This window comes from Enterobacter cloacae complex sp. P13B (assembly GCF_014895915.1).
GTDB lineage: Bacteria > Pseudomonadota > Gammaproteobacteria > Enterobacterales > Enterobacteriaceae > Enterobacter > Enterobacter bugandensis.
The window spans coordinates 24,512-46,735 of sequence record NZ_JADBQN010000006.1 but is presented as its reverse complement, the minus strand read 5'-3'; the positions used below and the strand labels follow the sequence as shown (position 1 = coordinate 46,735).

Genomic DNA, 22,224 nt, shown 5'->3' with positions numbered 1-22,224 from the left:
CTGTACCCTCGCCAAACCCTCTGGTGAGCTGCTCCAACCCTCATTGACCCTGTTGTTTGTTACCCTTGCTTGCCCGTCCGCCACTGGACGGGCTTTTTTTTGCTTAAAACGACTGTGCCACCCGCTGTAACCCCGCTTCCACCGTCTCTACCTCCCCTGTCGCCAGCAAGCAGCAGGCCATTTGCAGCTTGATCGACTGTGGGACCGGCACATTTCCGGCCAGGCACTGCGTAATCCAGTGCGCGGTAACCTGCGGATCTTTTGACTCCGGCAGAATCACATCGCTGTTTTCTTCCCCGCGTTCAAGCACAACGCGCGTACCGGCAGAATCGATCAGCATCAGCTGTGGGCAACGCTGCGGGTTGGCGTACACCTCCCCTTCTGTTCCGTGCATCAGCAGTGCGCGTCCACCGATTTCGGCAAAGAACTGACCGACGCGCGTCACGTACTCCGGATGAGAAACACTGGAAAGGCGCAGTGCGGCATCCTCAGCAAACGGCGTTGCCAGCTTCGCCAGGGTGTGCGCACTGTTACGCACGCCCATGCGCCAGCGCATGTCCAGCTGCTTTTCCAAAGGCGGGCAGAGCGCACGAACGGGAATATAGACCGGCTGGTTCCCCTCCAGCTTTGCCTGCGCCTGGCCGGCATGGAGAGTCGGTTCAATGCCCAGCAGTTCAAAGATGGTTTCTGTCAGTACGCGCGTGGGATCTTCGCTGACCCCATGTACCACCACCGGGAACCCCAGCTTATGTAACAATATCGCCAGCAGCGGCGTCAGGTTTGCCTGCTTGCGCGCCCCGTTATAGCTCGGGATCACAATCGGCATCGGTTTTGCCACTGGCGGTGTTAAGCGCAGCGTTTGCGCCTGCATCGCCTCGTAGAAACCACGCATCTCCGCTTCGCCTTCGCCTTTGATACGTAGCGCAATCAGGATGCCGCCCATTTCCAGGTCCGGTACCTCGCCGTTGAGCATACGGGTGTAAAGCGCGCGAGCGGTTTCATGGTCCAGGTCGCGGGCGTGGTTTTTCCCACGTCCTACCTCTTTGATAATTTTGCGATAATCCACGACATTCCTCCTGACAGCCTATCTTGTTAACACTATAGCTCTGATGAATGGCTATCCGTTAGTTTTTTATCCCTTAAGACAACCTTCTGTTTTAATAGCAAAAAATAAACACAAGCTTTTTTTCAATTATTTGTGATTTCTATAGCAGATTCGTATTCATACATTTTTTGATTAAATAACCAGCGGAAAGTCATTAAGGGTCAACGGTGAAAACGTCCAGGCAACGCTCTCACCCGAAACATATCAGGATTTGCTATGAACAAGGTTGCTTTAGGTTTAATCATCGCCGCAGCGGTGGGATGTTCTGCATCCACGTTTGCGGCAACGAACGGTGAAGGACAAATAAACTTCACCGGCGAAATTATCGATTCTGCTTGTCAGGTCGTAAATGGATTAAGTAATCCATTAAATGTACAGCTGGGCAAAGTGTCTAAAACGGTATTTACCGGTGCAGGCTCTACCAGCACCTTAACGAAGTTTGATATTCAATTAACGAATTGTCCTGACACGGTCACCTCCGCCGCCATTAACTTTGGCGGAACACCGGATGCGAATAACAATTCAACGCTTGCCTTAACGCCAGATACCGATGCGGCGACAGGGGTGGCGATTCAGCTGGTGGATGCCTCGCAGCAGCCTGTCAGCCTGTATTCGCCGTCTCAGCAGTATCAGTTAACCTCCGGCACGGCGGTTAACGATCTGGAGTTCGGCGCACGCTATATCCAAACCGGCCCGGCAATTACCGCTGGCCCCGCTAACTCCGTTTCAACCTTCACCGTTATTTATAACTGATCTTATCAATCCGGAGATATTAATGCTTTCGCGAGCATTAATATCTTCTCTATTCATTGAGAAATCTTTATGCGCCACGGTTATTTACTGAGCACGCTTTTACTGGTAGCAACTGCTTCACATGCTGGGGTCATTATTAACGGCACCCGACTGGTCTATCAGGGAGATAAAAAGGAATCTTCTCTTGGTCTTTCAAATCCAGATGCGACGGATTATCTGGTGCAGTCCTGGGTTGATTCCGGCGGTAAAAACCTGGCCAAAGCCCCGTTCCTGATCACCCCGCCGCTTTTCCGTCTGGATGCGCACGAAGATAACGTTCTGCGCGTGGTGCGTACGGGCGGAAATTTACCGGAAGACAGGGAATCCCTGTACTGGTTGAACATTAAAGCAATCCCTTCCTCAAAACACGTTGAGGGGGTAAATACGCTGCAAATCGCCATTAATACTCGAATCAAATTACTGTATCGCCCGTCTGCGGTAAAAGGCAGACCAGAAGATGTGGCGGATAAGCTTGAATGGCGCCGCGAAGGGAACGACCTCGTGGTGAATAACCTCACGCCGTTTTATATGAATTTCCAGACCGTCACGCTGAACGGTCATAAAGTCGCGAAAGCCACCTGGGCTGTTCCGAAAACGGAAACACATTTTGCCTTACCGGGTAATGTCGGGGGCGCGGACGTGACGTATTCCATTATTACCGACTACGGAAGCATCAGCCATACCTGGTCGAAATCCGTTCATTAATTTTTTTCCCGGTAATAAAATAATTATGTACAGCCATAAAAAGCCGTTCACCTGCCGATTGTCTTCATTGCTGGTCATTCTCTGTGGCCTGGCAATGGCGATCTTTGCGCAGCAGGTTATGGCTGATGATTATTTTAACCCTGCCCTGCTGGATATTGATAATCCCCAGCAGGGTAAAACCGATCTGTCCATCTATGAAAAAGGGCCAGGTCAGGCGCCGGGGAAATATGAGGTCGCGGTATTTATCAATAATAATAAAATTGATACCCGCAACGTGACCTTTACGCTTCAGAAAGATTCGCAGGGCAACAACACGCTGCAGCCTTGCTTTAGCCTTGAGGAATTAAAAAGCCTCGGCATCAAAACCAAAAAATTTCCGCAGCTGATGGCCAAAGGCCAGTGTGCTGATTTACATGTCATTCCTGCGGCATCCGCCACCTTTCGCGTTCGCAACCAGCAGCTGCTGATGAGCATCCCTCAAACGGCGCTGGGCCAGGTGCCTCGCGGTTACATTGACCCGAAAGAGTTTGACGAAGGGATCACTGCGGGCCTGCTTAATTACAGCGCCAATGCCAGCCACAGCCGCGCGCGACAGCACGGTGAGCAGGATAACAGCAGCCAGTACGTAAACCTGCGCCCAGGCCTGAACGTTGGCGCATGGCGCATTCGCAACTATTCCACCTGGAATCGCAGCACCACGGGCCACGAGGAGGAGCAGAAATTCACCTCCGTTTATACCTATGCGCAACGCGATATCGTGGCAATGAAAAGCGACATCACCGTCGGCCAGAGCTCATCCCCTGCCGACGTGTTTGACAGCGTTCCCTACACCGGGGTGGAGCTGAAATCCGACAGCGACATGCTGCCGGACAGCGAGAAAGGCTACGCGCCGATTATTCGCGGCACGGCCCACAGCAACGCGCTGGTGGTGGTTCGCCAGAACGGCTACGTCATTTATCAGAACACGGTCGCGCCGGGCGCCTTCGAAATTAACGATCTCTACCCCACCGGCAGCAGCGGCGATCTGCAGGTCACCGTGAAAGAGACCGACGGCAGCGAAAGCCATTTTGTCGTGCCGTTTGCCTCCGTGCCGGTCTTGCAGCGTGAAAAAAACCTGCGCTACAGCGTGACCGCCGGGCGTTATCGTTCCTATGACAACAATGTCGAAAAGACTCCGTTTGCCCAGGGCAGCGCCATCTACGGTTTACCTTACGGTATCACCGCCTACGGTGGCGTTCAGCAGAGCAGCCATTATCAGTCTCAGGCGGTGGGCGTCGGGAAAAACATGGGCGATTTAGGCGCCTTCTCCATTGACGTCACTCGCGCCAAAGCCCTGCTGAAAAAACAGCAGGCCAGCAAAGGCCAGTCGTGGCGCGTGCGCTACAGCAAAGATATCGCCCAGTCAGGCACCAACTTCTCGCTGGCCGGCTACCGCTATAACAGCAAAGGGTTTTACACCCTGGAAGACACCATGGAGTCGTATACCCGCTCTGACGACTGGTCTGAACCGCAGCAGCGCCGCGCCCGTACCGAAGCCACCGTCGACCAGACGCTGCCGGAAGGCTGGGGTTCCGTAACCCTGAGCCTGGTGAAAGAGACCTACTGGACCCAGAGCCAGGACATGACCTCGGTGAGCGTCAGCTACAACAACAGCTGGCACGGCGTGAGCTACAGCCTCAGCTATAGCATGAACAAAAACACCCGCGACAGCGACGAAGACGGCAATGAGGTGACGAACGACAACCAGTTCGCGCTGAGCGTCTCGGTGCCGCTGGACCACTGGATGCATAACACCTGGGCCACCTACAACCTGAACAACACCAAAGATGGCACCACGCAGAATATCGGTCTGAACGGTACGGCGCTGAAAGAAGATAACCTCAACTGGAATATTCAGGAGGGGGTGAGCAGTACCGGCAGCGGCAACTCCACCAGCCTCAACGCCGATTACAAAGCAACGTACGGCGAACTCAGCGGCGGCGTCAGCCAGGACAAATATCAGCAGACCGTGAACGTCGGCCTGCAGGGCGGCGTGGTTGCTCATGCGAACGGCATCACCCTGAGCCAGCCGCTCGGTGAGACCATCGCGCTGGTGAAAGCGCCGGGTACGCACGGGACGCATATCACTAATCAGACCGGCGTTGAAACCGACTTCCGCGGCTACACCGTCGTCCCGTTTGTGACCGCGTATCGCCACAACACCATTGCGCTGGATACCGAAACGCTGCCGGACAATGCCGACGTCACCCACGCCGCGCAGGTCGTCACCCCAACTCGCGGGGCCGTGGTGCGCGCCAGCTTTAACACCCGCGTGGGCAACCGCGTGCTGATGACGCTGACGCACAACGGCAAACCGCTGCCGTTCGGCGCGACGGTCACCACAGAGGATAAGGACAGCGAGTTTATTGTGGGTAATGACGGCCAGACCTATCTTTCGGGTCTGCCGCAGCAGGGGCATCTCGCCGTTTCCTGGGGACAGGACGCGAGCGAGCACTGCATCGCTGACTATGCGCTAACGGATGAGAAAGAGAAAACCAGCATCATTAACGCTGCCGCGCAGTGTCATTGATTCACCCTTCAGGCTAACGACTATGCAAATGATAAAACAGTGCTTTTTCTTACTGATTCTGGGCACCGCGGCGTTATTTATGCCGCATGCGAAGGCTGGCTGCACTACGCCCGATATGCCGAAAATGATCAACGTTGCCACCATTTCGGTCCCGACGACGCTGGCAGTAGGCGCTACCATTCCCGGGACGGAGCAGACTGTACACGTCGCGGGTAACTGCAACTCTCCTTACGAGAGCGGGCTGGAAATCATCTCCTGCTATTACGGAAGTGGTTCGGAGATCCCCGGGTTGACCGGCGTTTATGACACAGGCGTGCCTGGAGTCGGCATTGCCTTAAAGAACGACCAGGGCCAGCGCATTTCAGGTGGGGGAAAAGTCGCCTGCGATTCCCGCAGTACGCCCATCGGCTATGTCTCGACCGATGGATACCTGTCGTTTGATTTTAACGTCACGCTTGAGCTGGTTAAAACCAGTGATGTGGTACAGTCCGGCACGCTGCTTCAGGCGCAAACAGAGTTCGGTATTGGCGTATATGGCTACGACGGCATTGGTTCACCCAATGTTATCGCCTACGCAGGAAACGTTAACTTCCAGAACGTCACCTGCTCCGTCTCCCCAAAAAACCTGACCATTAATCTGGGCAACTTCCCGGTCAGCGATTTTGTCAGCGTGGGGATGCTATCCAGCCCGGCGCAAAACTTTGACGTGACGGTGAACTGCAACAGCAACGTGCAGCCTGAAGTGAAGATCACCAGTTCAAATGGTTATGAACCGGGGTCAGATGGGGTGATCAAACTCACCCGGCAGCCCGGCATGGCAACTGGCGTCGGGGTCAGAATGCTGTTTGACAACCATCCTGCCACCTTTGATACCTACGTGAACACCCAAAGCCAGGCCATCGCCAACCAGACGCTGGCGATCCCGTTCGAGGTTCGCTACGAACAAACCAGTGATGTCGTGACGCCAGGCCCCGCCAATACCGTCGCCACCGTTACCCTCGCTTATAAGTGACGCTCATGAAAAAGACAGCTCTGATGCTGGCGCTGGGCCTGATAGCCCAGGCCCACGCCGATGATATTGAGATCCAGATGACAGGGAATATTTACGCCAACACCTGCGTCATTGACAGCGCCAGCCGCAACCTGACGGTGGATTTAGGTCAGGCGGTATCAGGTAATTTCAAAGATGTAGGGGATACCGGCGAGTGGAAAGATTTTTCGCTCTCGGTGTCGCACTGTCCCGCCACGCTGGCGCTTGCCACGGCCTATTTCTACGGCCAGGCAGACAGCGTACACCCGACAAAATTCGCCAACACCGGCAGCGCGAAGGGGCTGGCGCTGGAGCTGGCCGACCGTCAGGACAAGATCCTGATCGCCCCGCAGGCGGCATTTAACGTGCCGATTAACCCGGCTGACCACACGGCCACGTTTCCGCTCTCCGCCCGCTATTACGCCACGTCTATGCCCGTCTCCGCAGGCACGTTCAGCAGCGTGGTGCAGGTGACCTTTACTTACCAGTAGGACCGCGCCCCTTAGCACGGATGCTTTTCCTGCGCCCGGCGGCCAGTTTTGCCGGGCGTTTTTTTACCTCCGGCACCTCCGGCTGTTCGATCGGGAAGATCGGCAGCGCGTTCAGCAGCCGCTGGCCGTAATTTTTGGTGAGCAGACGTTTATCATAGATCACCACCTCTCCCCAGCAGCCGTGGCTACGAATCAGACGCCCGACCTGCTGAATCAGGTTAAACGACGCTGCGGGTAAACTCTGCACCTCAAACGGATAGCGGTTGAGGCTTTTCAGCCACTCGCCCTCGGTGATCACCACCGGGCTGTCGATAGGCGGGAAGGCGATCTTATGGATATGCACCTGCGTCAGGTAATCTCCCTTCAAATCCAGCCCTTCCGCGAAGGACTGTAATCCCACCAGCACGCTGCGCTCGCCGTTATCAATACGTTTGCGGTGCGTTTCCACCAGCCGGTAACGGGGCTGGTCGCCCTGCACCAGCAGGAGTAAACGCAGGTCGGTGACGTGCTCCAGGAAGCGCTGCATCGCCCGCCCGCTGGCAAACAGCACCAGCATGCCGGGATATTTTTTGCTTTCGACCTGCTCGCGGAAGTAGGCCGCCATCTCCGCAATGTGCTGCTCTTCGTTGTCGATAAGCGGCTCGTATTTCATGCGTGGAATGACCAGCTTGCCCTGCTCGCAGTGGTTGAACGGCGAGTCCAGCGCCACAAAACGATCGCCCGCTTTCTCCTTCAGGCCGCTCATCTCCTGCAACCGTGAAAAGCTGTTCAGAGAGCGCAGCGTCGCAGAGGTAACGACCACGTGCGGCACGCTGCGCCAGATCAGCTTTTCCAGCTGATCGGCCACGCGGATGCCCACGCAGTGGAAAAAGAGATGCACCTGCCCGTCGCGCACTTCGCGGGTGGCCCATTTGGTGACCGGCGCGCCCGACGCCTGCGCCATCGAGGCCAGCCGCCAGAGCTTGCTTTGCGCTTCGAACATCCCCAGCGCGCGGTTCATTTGCAGCAGAATGCGGTGCAGCCGCACCACGTCGTGCGAGCCAGTTTTCTCGCTGAGGTCGTTCAGGAACATCTCCGCCAGCCCGCGCAGCTTTTCGAGATGCTTCGCCAGTTGCTGGCAGATCTCCATCACCTCTTCCGGCAACTCGCCCATCGCGAAGCGGTGTTCTGCCTCCTGGGCTGCCGGAAGATAAAGATTGAGGATGTTATTCAGAGACGAGATAAGGCTGTAAACCTCTTCGCAGTGGTCGCTCAGCCGCTCAGGGACCGCCAGCGGCGGCGTGGTTTTCGGGCGAAACTGCTCCATGCAGGTCGCCACCAGTTTGCAGAACAGATCCAGCTGAAGTCGGAACCACGGAGCGGTGATTTCCGCGCTCATCTCCAGCGCGTCCCGCGCCACGTCAGGCAGGTGGTGGCCTTCGTCGAGCACCAGCAACAGGTTTTTCGGCTCCGGCAGCACCGCTTCGCTCTCCAGCGCCGCCATCACCAGCGCGTGGTTGGCGACAACCACCTCCGCTTCCTGGATCTCGCGCCGGGCGACGAAGAACGGGCATTCCCGGTAGTAGTGACAGTTGCGGTTCAGGCAGCTTGCTTTATCGGTACTGAGCCTGCGCCACAGGTCGTCGCTAATCGCCAGGCTGGTGTGATCCCGCAGGCCGTCCCACTTATAGCCGTCGAGCTCGGCTTTCAGCTTTGCGCACTGCTCCTGCTCGGCTTTGTTGTTTGGCGTCAGCTCGTCATCCAGAAAGGCGAGCAGATCCTGCTGCGAGGGCTCGCTGCTGGCCAGCGCCGCCAGGTTACGCGGACAGACGTAGCGCCCGCGCCCAAAGGCGGCGGTGAAGCGGAGATCGGGGATGATTTTGCGCAGCAGCGGCAAATCTTTGCTGAAGATCTGATCCTGCAAGGCCACGTTCGCAGTGCTGACTACCAGCGTTTTGTCCTCTTCCCGCGCGATGGCGATGCCGGGAATGAGATACGACAGGGTTTTCCCGACGCCGGTCGGGGCTTCAATCGCCAGATGTCGCCCGTCGTCCCCGGCGAGCGTTTTTGCCACGTCGGCAATCATCTGCCGCTGCGGCGCTCGGGGGATAAAATCGGGGATCTGCTGCTGAAGCGCCTTATACCAGGCGCCTATTTGCGCTTTCAGCGCCGCGGTTAAAGCCATTGGAAAACCTGAAATACTGTATAAACAGACACTATTGTGGCACTTTCTCTTCGCCGTCGCAAAAAGAAAAGCCCGGCTTTACGACCGGGCTTCCAGATTACTGCGGATTAGCAGGCTTGCGCGGGCGGCGTCGGCGCTGCCCCTCGCCTGCCGGTTTCCCTTCGCCGCTGCGCCACGGGCTTTCACCGGCCGGCTTGCCGTCGTTATTACGACGCGGCGGTTTGCCGGATGACTTCGGCGCGCCACCTTCAGCACGACGCGGCTGCTGGCCGCGACCACCGCCACCCTGACCGCGACCACCACCCTGACGACCGTTCTGAATCGGCTCGGCTTTGATGGACGGGTCCACTTCATAGCCCGGGGTTTCGATGCGCGGGATCTCTTTCTTCAGCAGGCGTTCGATGTCGCGCAGCAGCTTGTGCTCGTCCACGCAGACCAGAGAGAGCGCCTCACCTGTTGCTGCCGCACGGCCGGTACGACCGATACGGTGAACGTAATCTTCCGGCACGTTTGGCAGCTCGTAGTTCACCACGTGCGGCAGCTCTTCAATATCGAGGCCACGGGCAGCGATGTCGGTCGCCACCAGCACGCGGATGTCGCCGGACTTGAAGTCCGCCAGCGCGCGGGTACGCGCGCCCTGGCTCTTGTTACCGTGGATCGCCGCGCTGCGGATGCCGTCTTTATTCAGCTGTTCCGCCAGGTGGTTCGCGCCGTGCTTGGTGCGGGTAAAGACCAGCACCTGCTGCCAGTTGCCCTGACCGATCATCTGGGAGAGCAGCTCCCGCTTGCGCTTTTTATCCACAAAGTGAACGTGCTGCGTCACCTGCTCGGAAGCGGTGTTGCGGCGCGCCACTTCCACTTCCAGCGGGTTATGCAGCAGCTTTTCGGCCAGCGCCTTGATCTCATCGGAGAAGGTCGCGGAGAAGAGCAGGTTCTGGCGACGCGGCGGCAGCTTCGCCAGCACGCGACGAATATCATGAATGAAGCCCATATCGAGCATGCGGTCGGCTTCGTCCAGCACCAGAATTTCAATGCTGTCGAGCTTCACCGCGTTCTGGTGTTCCAGATCCAGCAGACGGCCCGGCGTTGCCACCAGCACGTCCACGCCGCCGCGCAGCTTCATCATCTGCGGGTTAATGCTCACGCCACCGAAAACCACCAGCGAGCGAATGTTGAGATAGCGGCTGTACTCACGCACGTTCTCGCCAATCTGGGCTGCCAGCTCGCGGGTTGGGGTGAGGATCAGCGCGCGCACCGGACGACGGCCTTTGGCGTGCGGCTGGTTTTTTACCAGCAGCTCTAACAGCGGCAGGGTAAAGCCCGCGGTTTTACCGGTGCCGGTCTGGGCGCTGGCCATCAGGTCACGGCCCTGAAGCACGGCCGGAATAGCCTGCTGCTGGATAGGGGTTGGCTCAACGTAGCCCTGCTCTGCGATCGCGCGCAGAATTTCCGGGTTCAGGCCAAGGGAATCAAAAGACATAAAAACTCCGAACCGCCCCGACCATCACAGGTGTAGTTTTCAGGGAGATATCACGAATAGAAGGACAAAAACCACAATGTCGCGAAGGTGCGGAGTGTAGCAGCTTTTGTGACGTGGCGCATAAAATATCCCTGTCGTATCCCTCGACGATTTAGCGATTCAGGTATAATTTTAATCAATCGATTGATTAATTTTTAATGCCGACATGAATACGACACCGACGACAACCAAAGGTGAACAGGCCAAAAGCCAGCTTATCGCCGCCGCGCTGGCGCAGTTTGGCGAGTATGGCCTGCATGCCACCACGCGGGATATCGCCGCCCAGGCCGGACAAAACATCGCGGCCATTACCTACTATTTTGGCTCAAAAGAGGATTTATACCTCGCCTGCGCCCAGTGGATTGCCGATTTTATTGGCAACAATTTTCGCCCGCACGTTGAGGAGGCCACCGCGCTGCTGAGCCAGCCGACGCCGGATCGTACCGCTATCAGGCAACTTATCCTCAATGCCTGCCACAATATGATCCGCCTGCTGACGCACGACGATACGCTCAACCTGAGCAAATTTATCTCCCGCGAGCAGCTCTCCCCCACTGCCGCTTATCAGCTGGTACACGATCAGGTGATTGCCCCGATGCACACCCATCTGACCCGGCTGATTGCCGCCTACACCGGGCGGGACGCCAGCGATACCGACACCATTTTGCATACCCACGCCCTGCTGGGCGAAATTCTCGCCTTCCGTCTGGGGCGTGAAACCATCCTGTTACGCACGGGCTGGGCACAATTCGATGAGGATAAAGCCGCGCAGATTAGCCAGGTCATCACCTGTCATCTCGATCTGATCCTGCAAGGCTTAACGCAAAGGAGCCTGAAGTGATGAAAAAACCTGTCACCATCGTTCTGGTGGTTGTTGTTTTGCTTGCCGCGGGAATCGGTGGCTGGCTGTGGTATCAGAGCCAGCAGGATCGGGGCCTGACGCTGTACGGTAACGTGGATATTCGTACCGTGAATATGAGCTTCCGCGTCGGCGGGCGTCTCGCCTCGCTGAGCGTTGACGAAGGCGATGCCATCAAAGCCGGGCAGACGCTGGGCGTGCTGGATAAAGCCCCCTTTGAGAATGCGCTGATGCAGGCAAAAGCCGGCGTCTCCGTCGCCCAGGCGCAGTATGACCTGATGCTGGCAGGCTATCGCGATGAGGAGATTGCCCAGGCCGCTGCCGCCGTTAAGCAGGCGAAAGCCGCCTACGACTACGCGCAGAACTTCTATAACCGCCAGCAGGGGCTGTGGAAAAGCCGCACCATTTCCGCCAACGATCTGGAAAACGCGCGGTCATCCCGCGACCAGGCGCAGGCGACGCTGAAATCCGCGCAGGATAAATTAAGCCAGTACCGCTCCGGTAACCGCGAGCAGGACATCGCCCAGGCGAAAGCCAGCCTCGAGCAGGCGCAGGCGCAGCTGGCTCAGGCGGAGCTGGATCTGCGCGACACTATCTTAACCGCCCCGTCTGACGGCACGCTGATGACCCGCGCGGTAGAGCCGGGCAGCATGCTCAGCGCGGGCAGCACCGTCTTGACGCTGTCCTTAACCCGTCCGGTATGGGTGCGGGCCTACATTGATGAGCCGAATCTCGGCCAGATGCAGCCGGGCCGCGAGCTGCTGCTCTATACCGACGGTCGCCCGGATAAGCCGTATCACGGTAAAGTGGGCTTTGTCTCCCCTACCGCCGAATTCACCCCGAAAACCGTTGAAACGCCGGACCTGCGTACCGACCTCGTGTATCGCCTGCGCATCATCGTCACCGACGCGGACGACGCGCTGCGTCAGGGCATGCCTGTTACCGTGACCTTAAACGACGGGGAACGACATGAATGATGCGGTTATCCAGCTCAACAATCTGGTCAAACGCTTCCCCGGAATGGATAAACCGGCGGTCGCGCCGCTGAACTGCACCATTCAGAAAGGCTACGTGACCGGACTGGTGGGCCCGGACGGCGCGGGTAAAACCACGCTGATGCGGATGCTGGCGGGGTTGCTGAAGCCGGATGAAGGCTCGGCCAGCGTGCTTGGCCTTGACCCGATAAAAGACGACGGCGCGCTCCACGCCATGCTCGGCTATATGCCGCAGAAGTTTGGCCTGTACGAAGATCTGACGGTGATGGAGAACCTCAATCTGTACGCCGACCTGCGCAGCGTCACCGGTGAAACCCGGCAGAAAACCTTCGCCCGACTGCTCGAATTTACCTCCCTCGGCCCGTTCACCGACCGGCTGGCGGGCAAGCTTTCCGGCGGGATGAAGCAGAAGCTGGGGCTGGCCTGCACGCTGGTGGGCGAGCCGAAGGTGCTGTTGCTCGATGAGCCCGGCGTCGGCGTAGACCCGATCTCCCGCCGCGAGCTGTGGCAGATGGTGCACGAGCTGGCGGGCGACGGGATGCTGATCCTCTGGAGCACCTCCTACCTCGACGAAGCGGAGCAGTGCCGGGACGTGCTGCTGATGAACGAAGGCGAACTGCTCTATCAGGGCGAACCGACCGAGCTGACGCACACCATGGCCGGGCGCAGTTTTCTGCTGCACAGCCCGCAGGAGTCCAACCGCAGGCTGCTGCAGCGGGTGCTGAAGCTGCCGCAGGTGAGCGACGGGATGATTCAGGGCCGCTCGGTACGCGTGATCCTCAAAAAAGAGGCCACCGTCGACGATATTCGCCGTGCGCCGGGCATGCCTGAGATTGAAATGGACGAGACCGCCCCGCGCTTTGAAGATGCGTTTATCGACCTGCTGGGCGGTGCAGGCACGTCGGAATCGCCCCTTGGCGCGATCCTGCACACGGTGGAAGGCACGCCGGGCGAAACGGTGATCGAAGCAAAATCGCTCACCAAAAAATTCGGGGACTTCGCCGCCACCGACAACGTCAATTTTGCCGTGAAGCGCGGCGAGATATTTGGCCTGCTCGGGCCGAACGGGGCGGGAAAATCGACCACCTTTAAGATGATGTGCGGCCTGCTGGTGCCGACGTCCGGCAAGGCGCTGGTGCTGGACATGGATCTTAAAGTCAGCTCCGGAAAGGCGCGCCAGCATCTCGGCTATATGGCGCAGAAGTTCTCGCTGTACGGCAACCTGACGGTCGAGCAGAATCTGCGCTTTTTCTCTGGGGTGTACGGCCTGCGCGGGCGGGCGCAGAATGAAAAAATCCGCCGCATGAGCGACGCCTTCGGGTTAACGAATATTGCGTCCCACGCCACCGACGAGCTGCCGCTCGGCTTTAAGCAGCGGCTGGCGCTGGCCTGCTCGCTGATGCACGAGCCGGATATCCTGTTTCTTGATGAACCCACGTCAGGCGTGGACCCCCTCACCCGCCGCGAGTTCTGGCTGCATATCAACAGCATGGTGGAAAAAGGCGTGACCGTGATGGTCACCACCCATTTTATGGATGAGGCGGAATACTGCGACCGCATCGGGCTGGTCTATCGCGGCAAGCTGATTGCCCACGGCACGCCGGACGACCTGAAAGCGCAGGCCGCCGACGACGCACAGCCAGACCCGACCATGGAGCAGGCGTTTATCACCCTCATCCACGACTGGGATAAGGAGAATGCTCATGCGCAGTAACGCCCTTTCCTGGCGCCGGGTGCGCGCCCTGTGCATCAAAGAGACGCGGCAGATCGTGCGCGATCCCAGCAGCTGGCTGATTGCGGTGGTGATCCCCCTGCTGCTGCTGTTTATCTTTGGCTACGGCATTAACCTCGACTCCAGCAAGCTGCGGGTCGGTGTTTTGCTGGAGCAGCAGAGCGAAGAGGCGCTGGACTTCACCCACGCCATGACCGGCTCACCCTACATTGACGCCACCGTCAGCGACAACCGGCAGGAACTGATTCAGAAAATGCAGGCTGGGAAAATTCGCGGCCTGATCGTCATCCCGGTGGATTTCGCCGCCAACATGGCGCGCCCGGGCGCCGATGCGCCGATTCAGGTGATTACCGATGGCAGCGAGCCGAACACCGCCAATTTCGTGCAGGGCTATGCGGAGGGGATCTGGCAGCTCTGGCAGATGCAGCGCGCCGAAGACCGGGGCGAGACGTTTGAACCGCTCATCGATGTGCAGACGCGCTACTGGTTTAACCCCGCCGCCATCAGCCAGCACTTTATTATTCCGGGGGCGGTGACCATCATTATGACGGTGATTGGCGCGATCCTCACCTCGCTGGTCATCGCCCGCGAGTGGGAGCGCGGCACCATGGAGGCGCTGCTCTCCACCGAGGTGACGCGGGTTGAGCTGCTGCTGTGCAAGCTCATCCCCTACTACTTCCTCGGCATGCTGGCGATGCTGCTCTGCATGCTGGTCGCGGTATTTATTCTTGGCGTGCCGTATCGCGGCTCGCTGGTGGTGCTGTTCTTTATCACCAGCCTGTTTTTGCTCAGCACGCTGGGGATGGGGCTGCTCATCTCCACCATCACCCGCAACCAGTTTAACGCCGCGCAGGTGGCGCTCAACGCCGCTTTCCTGCCATCGATTATGCTCTCCGGGTTTATCTTCCAGATAGACAGCATGCCGGCGGTGATCCGCGCCGTGACCTACATCATTCCGGCGCGCTACTTCGTGAGCACGCTGCAAAGCCTGTTCCTGGCGGGGAATATCCCGGTGGTGCTGATTATCAATACCCTGTTTTTGCTGGCGTCGGCAGTGATGTTTATCGGGTTGACGTGGCTGAAAACCAAACGGCGACTGGATTAAGGAGCGCACATGTTTCACCGCTTATGGACATTGATCCGCAAAGAGCTGCAGTCCCTGCTGCGCGAGCCGCAAACCCGCGCCATTCTGGTGCTGCCGGTGCTGCTTCAGGTTTTATTGTTCCCGTTTGCCGCCACCCTTGAGGTAACTAACGCCACCATTGCCATTTATAATGAAGACAACGGCAAACACGCCGTCGAGCTGACGCAGCGTTTTGCCCGGGCGAAGGCCTTTACCCACGTCCTGCTGCTGAAAAGCCCGCAGGAGATCCAGCCCACTATCGACACGCAAAAAGCGTTGCTGCTGGTGCGTTTTCCGGCGGATTTCTCCCGCAATCTGGATACCTTCCAGACCGCGCCGATGCAGCTGATCCTCGACGGGCGCAACTCCAACAGCGCCCAGATAGCGGCCAACTACCTGCAGCAGATAGTGAAGGAGTATCAGCAGGAGCTGATGGAGGGCAAACCGAAGCCGAATAACAGCGAGCTGGTGGTGCGCAACTGGTACAACCCGAATCTGGACTACAAGTGGTTTGTGGTGCCGTCGCTGATCGCCATGATCACCACCATCGGGGTGATGATCGTGACCTCCCTGTCCGTGGCCCGCGAGCGCGAACAGGGCACGCTGGATCAGCTGCTGGTTTCCCCGCTCGCCACCTGGCAGATTTTCGTCGGCAAAGCGGTACCGGCGCTGATCGTCGCCACCTTCCAGGCCACCATCGTGCTGGGAGTGGGAATTTGGGCCTACGAGATCCCGTTCGCCGGATCGCTGGCGCTGTTTTACTTCACGATGGTGATTTACGGGCTGTCGCTGGTGGGGTTTGGGCTGCTGATTTCAGCGCTCTGCTCCACGCAGCAGCAGGCGTTTATCGGGGTATTCGTCTTTATGATGCCGGCGATTCTGCTCTCCGGGTACGTGTCGCCCGTCGAGAACATGCCGGTGTGGCTGCAGGATTTAACGTGGATAAACCCGATTCGACACTTTACGGATATCACTAAGCAGATCTATCTGAAGGATGCGAGTCTGGACATTGTCTGGGGAAGTTTGTGGCCGCTACTGGTCATAGCGGCCACGACGGGGTCAGTGGCCTATGCGATGTTTAGACGGAACATTGCGTAGCTTTTTCTCTTTAGTGAGCAGCGACACTACCGCTGGCCCTGCAAGGATTGCCAGACCCGCGAGGGCCAGCAGCAGGTTGTTTTGCAGCACGCGTGACAGCAGCCACAGCACGATCATCGCGGCACCAAAGTACCAGGTGGTGGTGAGCTCTTCGAGCACATCACCCACCTCGCGCCAGCGCGCGTCATGGTGGCGCTGTAAGAACAGCATCGACAGCACGGTGACGCCATAGAGGACGCATAGCCCTAAGCCAACACGCACCAGCGTGCCGCTCATTAAGCCCATCACCAGTACGGCCACGACCAGTAAATGCAACATTATCTGCCAGCAACTCAAACCCGTTGCGACACGAACACGTTGTTGCCACTTCATGGCTTCTCTCCTGAAGGATTTTTCTCTGCTTAATCAGACTACCGCACTTTACGGAAAATTCCGTAACGCCGCATCTTTTTGTGACGCCGACTACACTTTATTTTCATCGGGATAGTCACCCAGGAAGGTGTTTATGAGCAAAAAAACGCAGCATTTCTCGCTTAAGGTGCTGACGATAAACATTCATAAGGGCTTCACAGCATTTAACCGCCGCTTCATTTTACCGGAGCTGCGCGACGCGGTACGCACCGTCAGCGCGGACATTGTCTGCCTGCAGGAGGTGATGGGCGCGCACGAGGTACACCCCATGCATTTCGAAAACTGGCCCGATACGCCGCACTATGAATTCCTGGCCGACACCATGTGGAGCGATTACGCTTACGGCCGCAATGCGGTCTATCCGGAAGGCCATCACGGTAATGCGGTGCTGTCGCGTTTTCCTATAGAACATTATGAGAACCGGGACGTTTCCGTCGGGGAGAGCGAAAAGCGCGGGCTGCTTTACTGCCGCATCACGCCGCCGGAACTTGACGTTCCGGTTCACGTGGGCTGCGTTCACCTGGGACTGCGTGAAGCCCACCGCCAGGCGCAGCTGCAGATGCTGGCGGACTGGGCCAATGCGCTGCCGGAAGGCGAACCCGTGGTGGTCGCCGGGGATTTTAACGACTGGCGGCAGCGCGCCAACCATCCGCTGAAGGTCAAAGCGGGACTGGAGGAAATTTTCACCCGGGCACATGGTCGTCCCGCACGGACGTTTCCGGTGCGCTTCCCCCTGCTGCGCCTGGACCGCATCTACGTGAAAAATGCGCATGCCAGCAGCCCGACGGCGCTGGCGTTACTGAACTGGCGACATCTTTCCGACCATGCCCCGCTGAGCGCGGAGATCCACTTATGAAATGCACCTGGCAGGAAGGTAACCGTATTACGCTGCTGGAAAACGGCGATAACTTTTATCCGGCGGTCTTTGAGGCGATTAGCCACGCACAGCAGAAAGTCTACCTTGAAACGTTTATCTGGTTTGAAGACGACGTTGGCAGGCAGCTGCACAGCGTACTGCTGCATGCCGCCCGGCGCGGGATAAAAATCGAGGCGCTGCTCGATGGATATGGCTCGCCGGATCTTAGCGATGAATTTGTTAACGAGCTCACCGCCGCCGGCGTGGTGTTCCGCTATTACGATCCCGGTCCGCGTCTGTTCGGCATGCGCACCAACCTGTTCCGGCGCATGCACCGCAAAATAGTCGTAGTGGACGAAACGGTGGCGTTCGTGGGCGGCATTAACTACTCCGCCGAGCATATGTCGGATTACGGCCCGGAGGCCAAGCAGGACTACGCGATCCGCATTGAGGGACCGGTAGTTCAGGACATCCAGCTGTTCGTGCTGGAAAACTTGCCCGGTAAAGAGGCCGCTCGCCGCTGGTGGCGACGCCGTCATCGCCCGGAAGAGAACCGCAAGCCCGGCGAAGCGCAGGCGCTGTTTGTCTGGCGGGACAACGAGGAGCATCGGGACGATATTGAACGTCATTACCTGAAGATGCTGGCCAATGCGAAGCGCGAAGTGATTATCGCCAACGCCTATTTCTTCCCCGGCTACCGTATTCTGCACGCCATGCGCAACGCGGCCCGACGCGGCGTGAGCGTTAAACTGATTGTGCAGGGCGAGCCGGATATGCCGATTGTGAAGGTGGGCGCGCGCCTGCTCTACCGCTACCTGGTGAAAAGCGGCGTGCAGATATATGAATACCGCCGCCGCCCGCTGCACGGCAAAGTGGCCGTCATGGATGACCACTGGGCAACCGTCGGCTCCAGTAACCTCGATCCGCTGAGCCTGTCGCTTAACCTGGAAGCGAACCTGATCATCCACGACCGTCAGTTTAACCAGACCCTGCGGGATAACCTTCAGGGACTTATCCATAAGGACTGCGTACGGGTGGATGAGTCCATGGTGCCGAAACGGAGCTGGTGGAACGTTGGCATCGGCGTGGTGGTGTTCCACTTCCTGCGCCACTTCCCGGCGATGGTCGGCTGGCTGCCGGCGCATACGCCAAAGCTGGCGCAGGTTGATCCGCCGGTACAACCTGAAATGGAAACCCAGGACCGCGTTGAAGCGGAAGATGGAGGCAAACCCTGATGTCAAAATCTCATCCTCGCTGGCGGCTGGCGAAAAAAATCCTCACCTGGGTATTCTTTATCGCGGTCGCTGTACTGCTGGTGGTCTACGCGCAGAAAGTGGACTGGGAAGAGGTGTGGAAGGTTATCCGAAACTATAACCGGCTGGTGCTGCTGGGCGCCGTAGGGCTGGTTATCGTCAGCTACCTGATGTACGGCTGCTACGACCTGCTCGGTCGCGCCTACTGCGGCCACAAGCTGGCTAAACGTCAGGTGATGCTGGTGTCGTTTATCTGCTACGCCTTCAACCTGACGCTGAGCACCTGGGTGGGCGGCATCGGCATGCGCTATCGCCTGTACTCGCGTCTCGGATTACCGGGCGGAACCATCACCCGCATTTTCTCGCTGAGTATTACCACCAACTGGCTGGGGTATATCCTGCTGGGTGGAGTGATTTTCACCATCGGCGTGGTGCAGCTGCCCGCGCACTGGTATATCGACGAGGCCACGCTGCGCATTCTCGGCATCGTGCTGCTGCTGATCATCGCCGTGTATCTGTGGGCCTGCGCCTTTGCCAAACGCCGCCATATGACCATTAAAGGGCAGAAACTGGTACTGCCGTCGTGGAAGTTCGCGGTGCTGCAGATGGCGGTATCCAGCGCCAACTGGATGGCGATGGGTGCAATCATCTGGCTATTGATTGGCGAGGACGTGAACTACTTCTTCGTGCTGGGCGTGCTGCTGGTGAGCAGTATCGCCGGGGTTATCGTGCATATTCCGGCGGGAATTGGTGTGCTGGAGGCGGTGTTTATCGCGCTGCTGGCCGGAGAACATGTTTCACAGGGGACGATTATTGCCGCCCTGCTCGCCTACCGCATGCTCTATTACTTCCTGCCGCTGGCGCTGGCAACGGTCTGTTATCTGGTGCTGGAGAGCCGGGCGAAAAAGTTACGGGCGAAAAATGAGAAGGCAATGGCGAAATAAAAGCAAAACGGCAACTTTGTTGCCGTTTTTAGTGTTTGTTCCCTCTCCCGTGGGAGAGGGTCAAGGTGAGGGCACCAGACCGCACCGCCACCCAGCAAAGCAACCTCAGCGACGGTTGCCGAAAATCCGCAGCAGCATCAGGAACAGGTTGATAAAGTCCAGATAGAGCGTCAGCGCACCCAGAATCGAGTATTTGCGCAGGTTGGAACTGTCGCGCACGTCGATCTGCTCGCCGATGTTTTTCAGCTTCTGAGTGTCGTAGGCCGTCAAGCCAACGAAGACCACCACCCCGATATAGGTCACGGCCCACATCAGCGCGTCGCTCTTCAGCCACAGGTTCACCAGCGATGCCAGCACAATCCCGATCAGCCCCATAAACAGCATATTACCTAAGCCGCTCAGGTCACGTTTGGTGGTGTAACCGTACAGGCTCATCACGCCGAACATCCCGCCGGTCACCACGAAGGTGCTGGCGATGGAGGAGTAGGTGTAGACGATGAAAATGCTGGAGAGCGTCAAACCGGTCAGCGCCGAATAGAGCATAAACAGCGTGGTCGCCATTCCGGCACTGAGTTTCTGCACCAGGCCGGAAAGCACAAACACCAGCGCCAGCTGTGCGATAATCAGCCCAAAGAAGGTGATTTTGCTGGAGAAGATAAACATCATCAGCTCAGGCGTGTTCGCCGCATACCACGCGATAAACGCGGTAAGCAGCAGGCCGACCGTCATCCAGCCGTACACCTGCGCCATATACGTCTGCAGCCCGCTACGGGTCTGCTGTACTATTGAATCGGAACGCGGAAATCGGTCCATGATTCACTCCTGATTAAGGTTAAGAAGAGACACACACATTAAGAGTAACACATCCACGTAAACCGACTACCAACGGCTGGCGGCCTGTTTATCGCTGTCGCGAGATTCCACCCAGCGATCACCTTCCGGCGTGGCTTCGCGCTTCCAGAACGGCGCTTTGGTTTTGAGGTAATCCATAATGAACTCCCCTGCCGCAAAGGCGCTGCCGCGGTGCGCGCTGGTCACGCCGACAAAGACAATCTCTTCGCCGGGCCACATCTCGCCGATGCGGTGGATCACCGTGACCCGCCCGAGCGGCCAGCGGCCTCGCGCTTCATCCACAATTGCCGCCAGCGATTTTTCCGTCATGCCCGGATAGTGCTCCAGCGTCAGCGCTTTTACGCTGTCGCCGAGATTGTGGTTACGCACTTTACCGGTGAACGTAACGACCGCGCCGTCTTCATCGCGCTCCGCCAGCCAGTCATATTCTGTACCGACGTTAAAGCGCTCGGGACCGACCAGAATTCGGGTTTCAGCCATCTTAGCCCCCTGTGACCGGCGGGAAGAAGGCCACTTCATCCCCTTCAGTCAGCGGGTGGGTGAACTCCACCAGCGTCTGGTTAACGGCCGCCAGCAGCTTGCCTTCGTCGAGCGCCAGCGCCCAGCGGTCGCTTTGTGCCGCCAGGTGCGCGCGCAGGGCGGCGACGTTTTCAAAAGAGGCGTCCAGCGTCAGGCTGTCGGTATTGACCAGCTCACGCACCTGGGCGAAAAAGAGCACCTTAATCATGGCTGTCCACCTTAAAATCACCGGATTTGCCGCCGCTTTTCGCCAGCAGACGAACCGGGCCAATCACCATATCTTTCTGCACCGCTTTGCACATGTCGTAGATGGTCAGCGCGGCGACGGAGGCCGCCGTCAGGGCTTCCATCTCCACGCCGGTTTTGCCGGTTAAGCGGCAGAGGGACTCAATACGCACGCGGTTGTGCTCCGGCTGCGCCTGCAGGTTCACTTCCACCTTGCTTAGCATCAGCGGATGGCAGAGCGGGATGAGGTCCCAGGTCCGTTTTGCAGCCTGAATACCGGCGATGCGGGCGGTGGCAAAGACGTCGCCCTTATGGTGACTGCCGTCGATAATCATCGCCAGCGTCTCCGGCAGCATGGTGACGAATGCCTCAGCACGCGCCTCGCGCACCGTTTCGGCCTTGGCGGAGACATCCACCATATGCGCTTCGCCAGCGGCGTTAATGTGGGTCAGTTGTGACATAGTTTACTTCTTCAAATGGGGATGAAAATTACACGGACGGGTACGGGCATCCAGCTGCGGGGCAATAATATTTTCCCATGCGGTGCGGCAGGCTTTGGTCGAGCCCGGCATGGCGAAAATCAGCGTGTTGTTTGCCACGCCGGCCACCGCGCGCGACTGCAGCGTGGAGGTGCCAATCTCTTCAAAGGAGAGCATGCGGAACACTTCGCCGAAGCCTTCTACCTCGCGGTCAAACAGCGGGATCAGCGCCTCGGGGGCCTGATCGCCCGCGGTAAAGCCGGTGCCGCCGGTGATCAGCACCACCTGCACCTCAGCACTGGCGATCCACTGCGAGACCTGCGCGCGAATGGCGTAGCGGTTCTCTTTCACAATCGCTTTATCGACAATGGTATGCCCCGCGTCATGGGCCGCCTCACGCAGCCAGTGGCCGGAGGTATCATCCTCTTCTCCACGGCGGTCGGAAACGGTAAGAATAGCAATGCGTGTCGGGATAAATTCTGCGCTGACCTGACTCATCTTCT

22 protein-coding genes are annotated in these 22,224 nt (G+C 58.1%); 13 read left to right on the top strand and 9 right to left on the bottom strand.

The genetic code is table 11. The features are described 5' to 3' along the window. Positions 1 to 103 precede the first annotated feature (103 nt). Entirely contained in the window at positions 104 to 1,066 is a 963-nt protein-coding gene (gene ybiB / locus IM273_RS03700) for a DNA-binding protein YbiB (RefSeq protein ID WP_048999192.1), read from the bottom strand. 255 nt (positions 1,067 to 1,321) lie between these two features. Between ybiB and IM273_RS03695 the strand changes: the two genes are divergently transcribed. The 5 genes from IM273_RS03695 (at position 1,322) to IM273_RS03675 (ending at position 6,692) form a co-directional block, all read left to right on the top strand. Continuing rightward, the gene (locus IM273_RS03695) at positions 1,322 to 1,858 is read left to right on the top strand and encodes a fimbrial protein (RefSeq protein WP_193050331.1); all 537 of its coding nucleotides are present in this window, start codon (positions 1,322 to 1,324) and stop codon (positions 1,856 to 1,858) included. A gap of 69 nt (positions 1,859 to 1,927) precedes the next feature. Beyond that, positions 1,928 to 2,602: a molecular chaperone gene (locus IM273_RS03690; protein ID WP_193050329.1), complete on the top strand. Its 675-nt coding sequence runs from the start codon at positions 1,928 to 1,930 to the stop codon at positions 2,600 to 2,602. Between the two features lie 25 nt (positions 2,603 to 2,627). Continuing rightward, entirely contained in the window at positions 2,628 to 5,171 is a 2,544-nt protein-coding gene (locus tag IM273_RS03685; RefSeq protein WP_193050327.1) for a fimbria/pilus outer membrane usher protein, read from the top strand. 22 nt (positions 5,172 to 5,193) lie between these two features. Continuing rightward, positions 5,194 to 6,183, top strand: coding sequence for a fimbrial protein (locus IM273_RS03680; protein WP_126326677.1), 990 nt, complete (start codon positions 5,194 to 5,196; stop codon positions 6,181 to 6,183). Positions 6,184 to 6,188: 5 nt separating this feature from the next. Beyond that, a complete protein-coding gene (locus tag IM273_RS03675; protein WP_045259961.1) occupies positions 6,189 to 6,692 on the top strand; it encodes a fimbrial protein in 504 nt (167 codons plus the stop codon). On the opposite strand, the gene dinG is transcribed toward IM273_RS03675, so the two are convergent. Next, entirely contained in the window at positions 6,679 to 8,856 is a 2,178-nt protein-coding gene (gene dinG, locus IM273_RS03670) for an ATP-dependent DNA helicase DinG (RefSeq protein WP_063449288.1), read from the bottom strand. The genes IM273_RS03675 and dinG overlap by 14 nt on opposite strands. Before the next feature lie 97 nt (positions 8,857 to 8,953). Beyond that, entirely contained in the window at positions 8,954 to 10,336 is a 1,383-nt protein-coding gene (rhlE, locus tag IM273_RS03665; protein WP_028012434.1) for an ATP-dependent RNA helicase RhlE, read from the bottom strand. Between the two features lie 205 nt (positions 10,337 to 10,541). On the opposite strand from rhlE, the gene cecR reads away from it, so the two are divergent. The 5 genes from cecR to IM273_RS03640 are packed head-to-tail and all read left to right on the top strand — an operon-like array spanning position 10,542 to position 16,182. After that, a complete protein-coding gene (gene cecR / locus IM273_RS03660; RefSeq protein WP_028012433.1) occupies positions 10,542 to 11,216 on the top strand; it encodes a transcriptional regulator CecR in 675 nt (224 codons plus the stop codon). Beyond that, a complete protein-coding gene (gene hlyD, locus IM273_RS03655; protein ID WP_048956994.1) occupies positions 11,216 to 12,211 on the top strand; it encodes a secretion protein HlyD in 996 nt (331 codons plus the stop codon). Before cecR ends, hlyD begins: the two co-directional genes overlap by 1 nt. After that, positions 12,204 to 13,943: an ATP-binding cassette domain-containing protein gene (locus IM273_RS03650; RefSeq protein WP_041910725.1), complete on the top strand. Its 1,740-nt coding sequence runs from the start codon at positions 12,204 to 12,206 to the stop codon at positions 13,941 to 13,943. Before hlyD ends, IM273_RS03650 begins: the two co-directional genes overlap by 8 nt. After that, the gene (locus tag IM273_RS03645) at positions 13,933 to 15,066 is read left to right on the top strand and encodes an ABC transporter permease (protein WP_193050325.1); all 1,134 of its coding nucleotides are present in this window, start codon (positions 13,933 to 13,935) and stop codon (positions 15,064 to 15,066) included. The genes IM273_RS03650 and IM273_RS03645 overlap by 11 nt, the downstream gene beginning before the upstream one ends. Before the next feature lie 9 nt (positions 15,067 to 15,075). Continuing rightward, positions 15,076 to 16,182 (top strand): ABC transporter permease, encoded by a 1,107-nt coding sequence (locus IM273_RS03640; RefSeq protein ID WP_193050324.1) that lies wholly within the window; start codon positions 15,076 to 15,078, stop codon positions 16,180 to 16,182. Here the strand turns inward: IM273_RS03640 and IM273_RS03635 are convergent. Continuing rightward, on the bottom strand, positions 16,144 to 16,554 hold the full coding sequence (locus IM273_RS03635) for a YbhQ family protein (RefSeq protein WP_193050321.1): 411 nt from the start codon (positions 16,552 to 16,554) through the stop codon (positions 16,144 to 16,146). The genes IM273_RS03640 and IM273_RS03635 overlap by 39 nt on opposite strands. A gap of 133 nt (positions 16,555 to 16,687) precedes the next feature. Here IM273_RS03635 and IM273_RS03630 point away from each other — a divergent pair, with 133 nt between their 5' ends. The 3 genes from IM273_RS03630 to IM273_RS03620 are packed head-to-tail and all read left to right on the top strand — an operon-like array spanning position 16,688 to position 19,646. Then, positions 16,688 to 17,449: an endonuclease/exonuclease/phosphatase family protein gene (locus IM273_RS03630; RefSeq protein WP_028012427.1), complete on the top strand. Its 762-nt coding sequence runs from the start codon at positions 16,688 to 16,690 to the stop codon at positions 17,447 to 17,449. Next, the gene (clsB, locus tag IM273_RS03625) at positions 17,446 to 18,684 is read left to right on the top strand and encodes a cardiolipin synthase ClsB (RefSeq protein WP_045259955.1); all 1,239 of its coding nucleotides are present in this window, start codon (positions 17,446 to 17,448) and stop codon (positions 18,682 to 18,684) included. Before IM273_RS03630 ends, clsB begins: the two co-directional genes overlap by 4 nt. Next, positions 18,684 to 19,646, top strand: coding sequence for a YbhN family protein (locus tag IM273_RS03620; protein WP_028012425.1), 963 nt, complete (start codon positions 18,684 to 18,686; stop codon positions 19,644 to 19,646). Before clsB ends, IM273_RS03620 begins: the two co-directional genes overlap by 1 nt. 105 nt (positions 19,647 to 19,751) lie before the next feature. Here the strand turns inward: IM273_RS03620 and IM273_RS03615 are convergent, their stop codons facing one another. The 5 genes from IM273_RS03615 to moaB all read right to left on the bottom strand — a co-directional run bounded on the left by IM273_RS03615 (position 19,752) and on the right by moaB (position 22,219). Then, positions 19,752 to 20,459 (bottom strand): Bax inhibitor-1/YccA family protein, encoded by a 708-nt coding sequence (locus tag IM273_RS03615; RefSeq protein ID WP_010428846.1) that lies wholly within the window; start codon positions 20,457 to 20,459, stop codon positions 19,752 to 19,754. 66 nt (positions 20,460 to 20,525) lie between these two features. Next, the gene (gene moaE, locus IM273_RS03610; protein WP_028012424.1) at positions 20,526 to 20,978 is read right to left on the bottom strand and encodes a molybdopterin synthase catalytic subunit MoaE; all 453 of its coding nucleotides are present in this window, start codon (positions 20,976 to 20,978) and stop codon (positions 20,526 to 20,528) included. Position 20,979: 1 nt separating this feature from the next. After that, positions 20,980 to 21,225, bottom strand: coding sequence for a molybdopterin synthase sulfur carrier subunit (gene moaD, locus IM273_RS03605; protein ID WP_045259953.1), 246 nt, complete (start codon positions 21,223 to 21,225; stop codon positions 20,980 to 20,982). Then, positions 21,218 to 21,703 (bottom strand): cyclic pyranopterin monophosphate synthase MoaC, encoded by a 486-nt coding sequence (moaC, locus tag IM273_RS03600; RefSeq protein ID WP_008501142.1) that lies wholly within the window; start codon positions 21,701 to 21,703, stop codon positions 21,218 to 21,220. The genes moaD and moaC overlap by 8 nt, the downstream gene beginning before the upstream one ends. Before the next feature lie 3 nt (positions 21,704 to 21,706). Next, positions 21,707 to 22,219 carry a molybdenum cofactor biosynthesis protein B gene (gene moaB / locus IM273_RS03595; RefSeq protein ID WP_028012422.1) on the bottom strand — a complete coding sequence of 171 codons (513 nt, stop codon included), beginning with the start codon at positions 22,217 to 22,219 and terminating at the stop codon, positions 21,707 to 21,709. Positions 22,220 to 22,224: the final 5 nt, after the last annotated feature.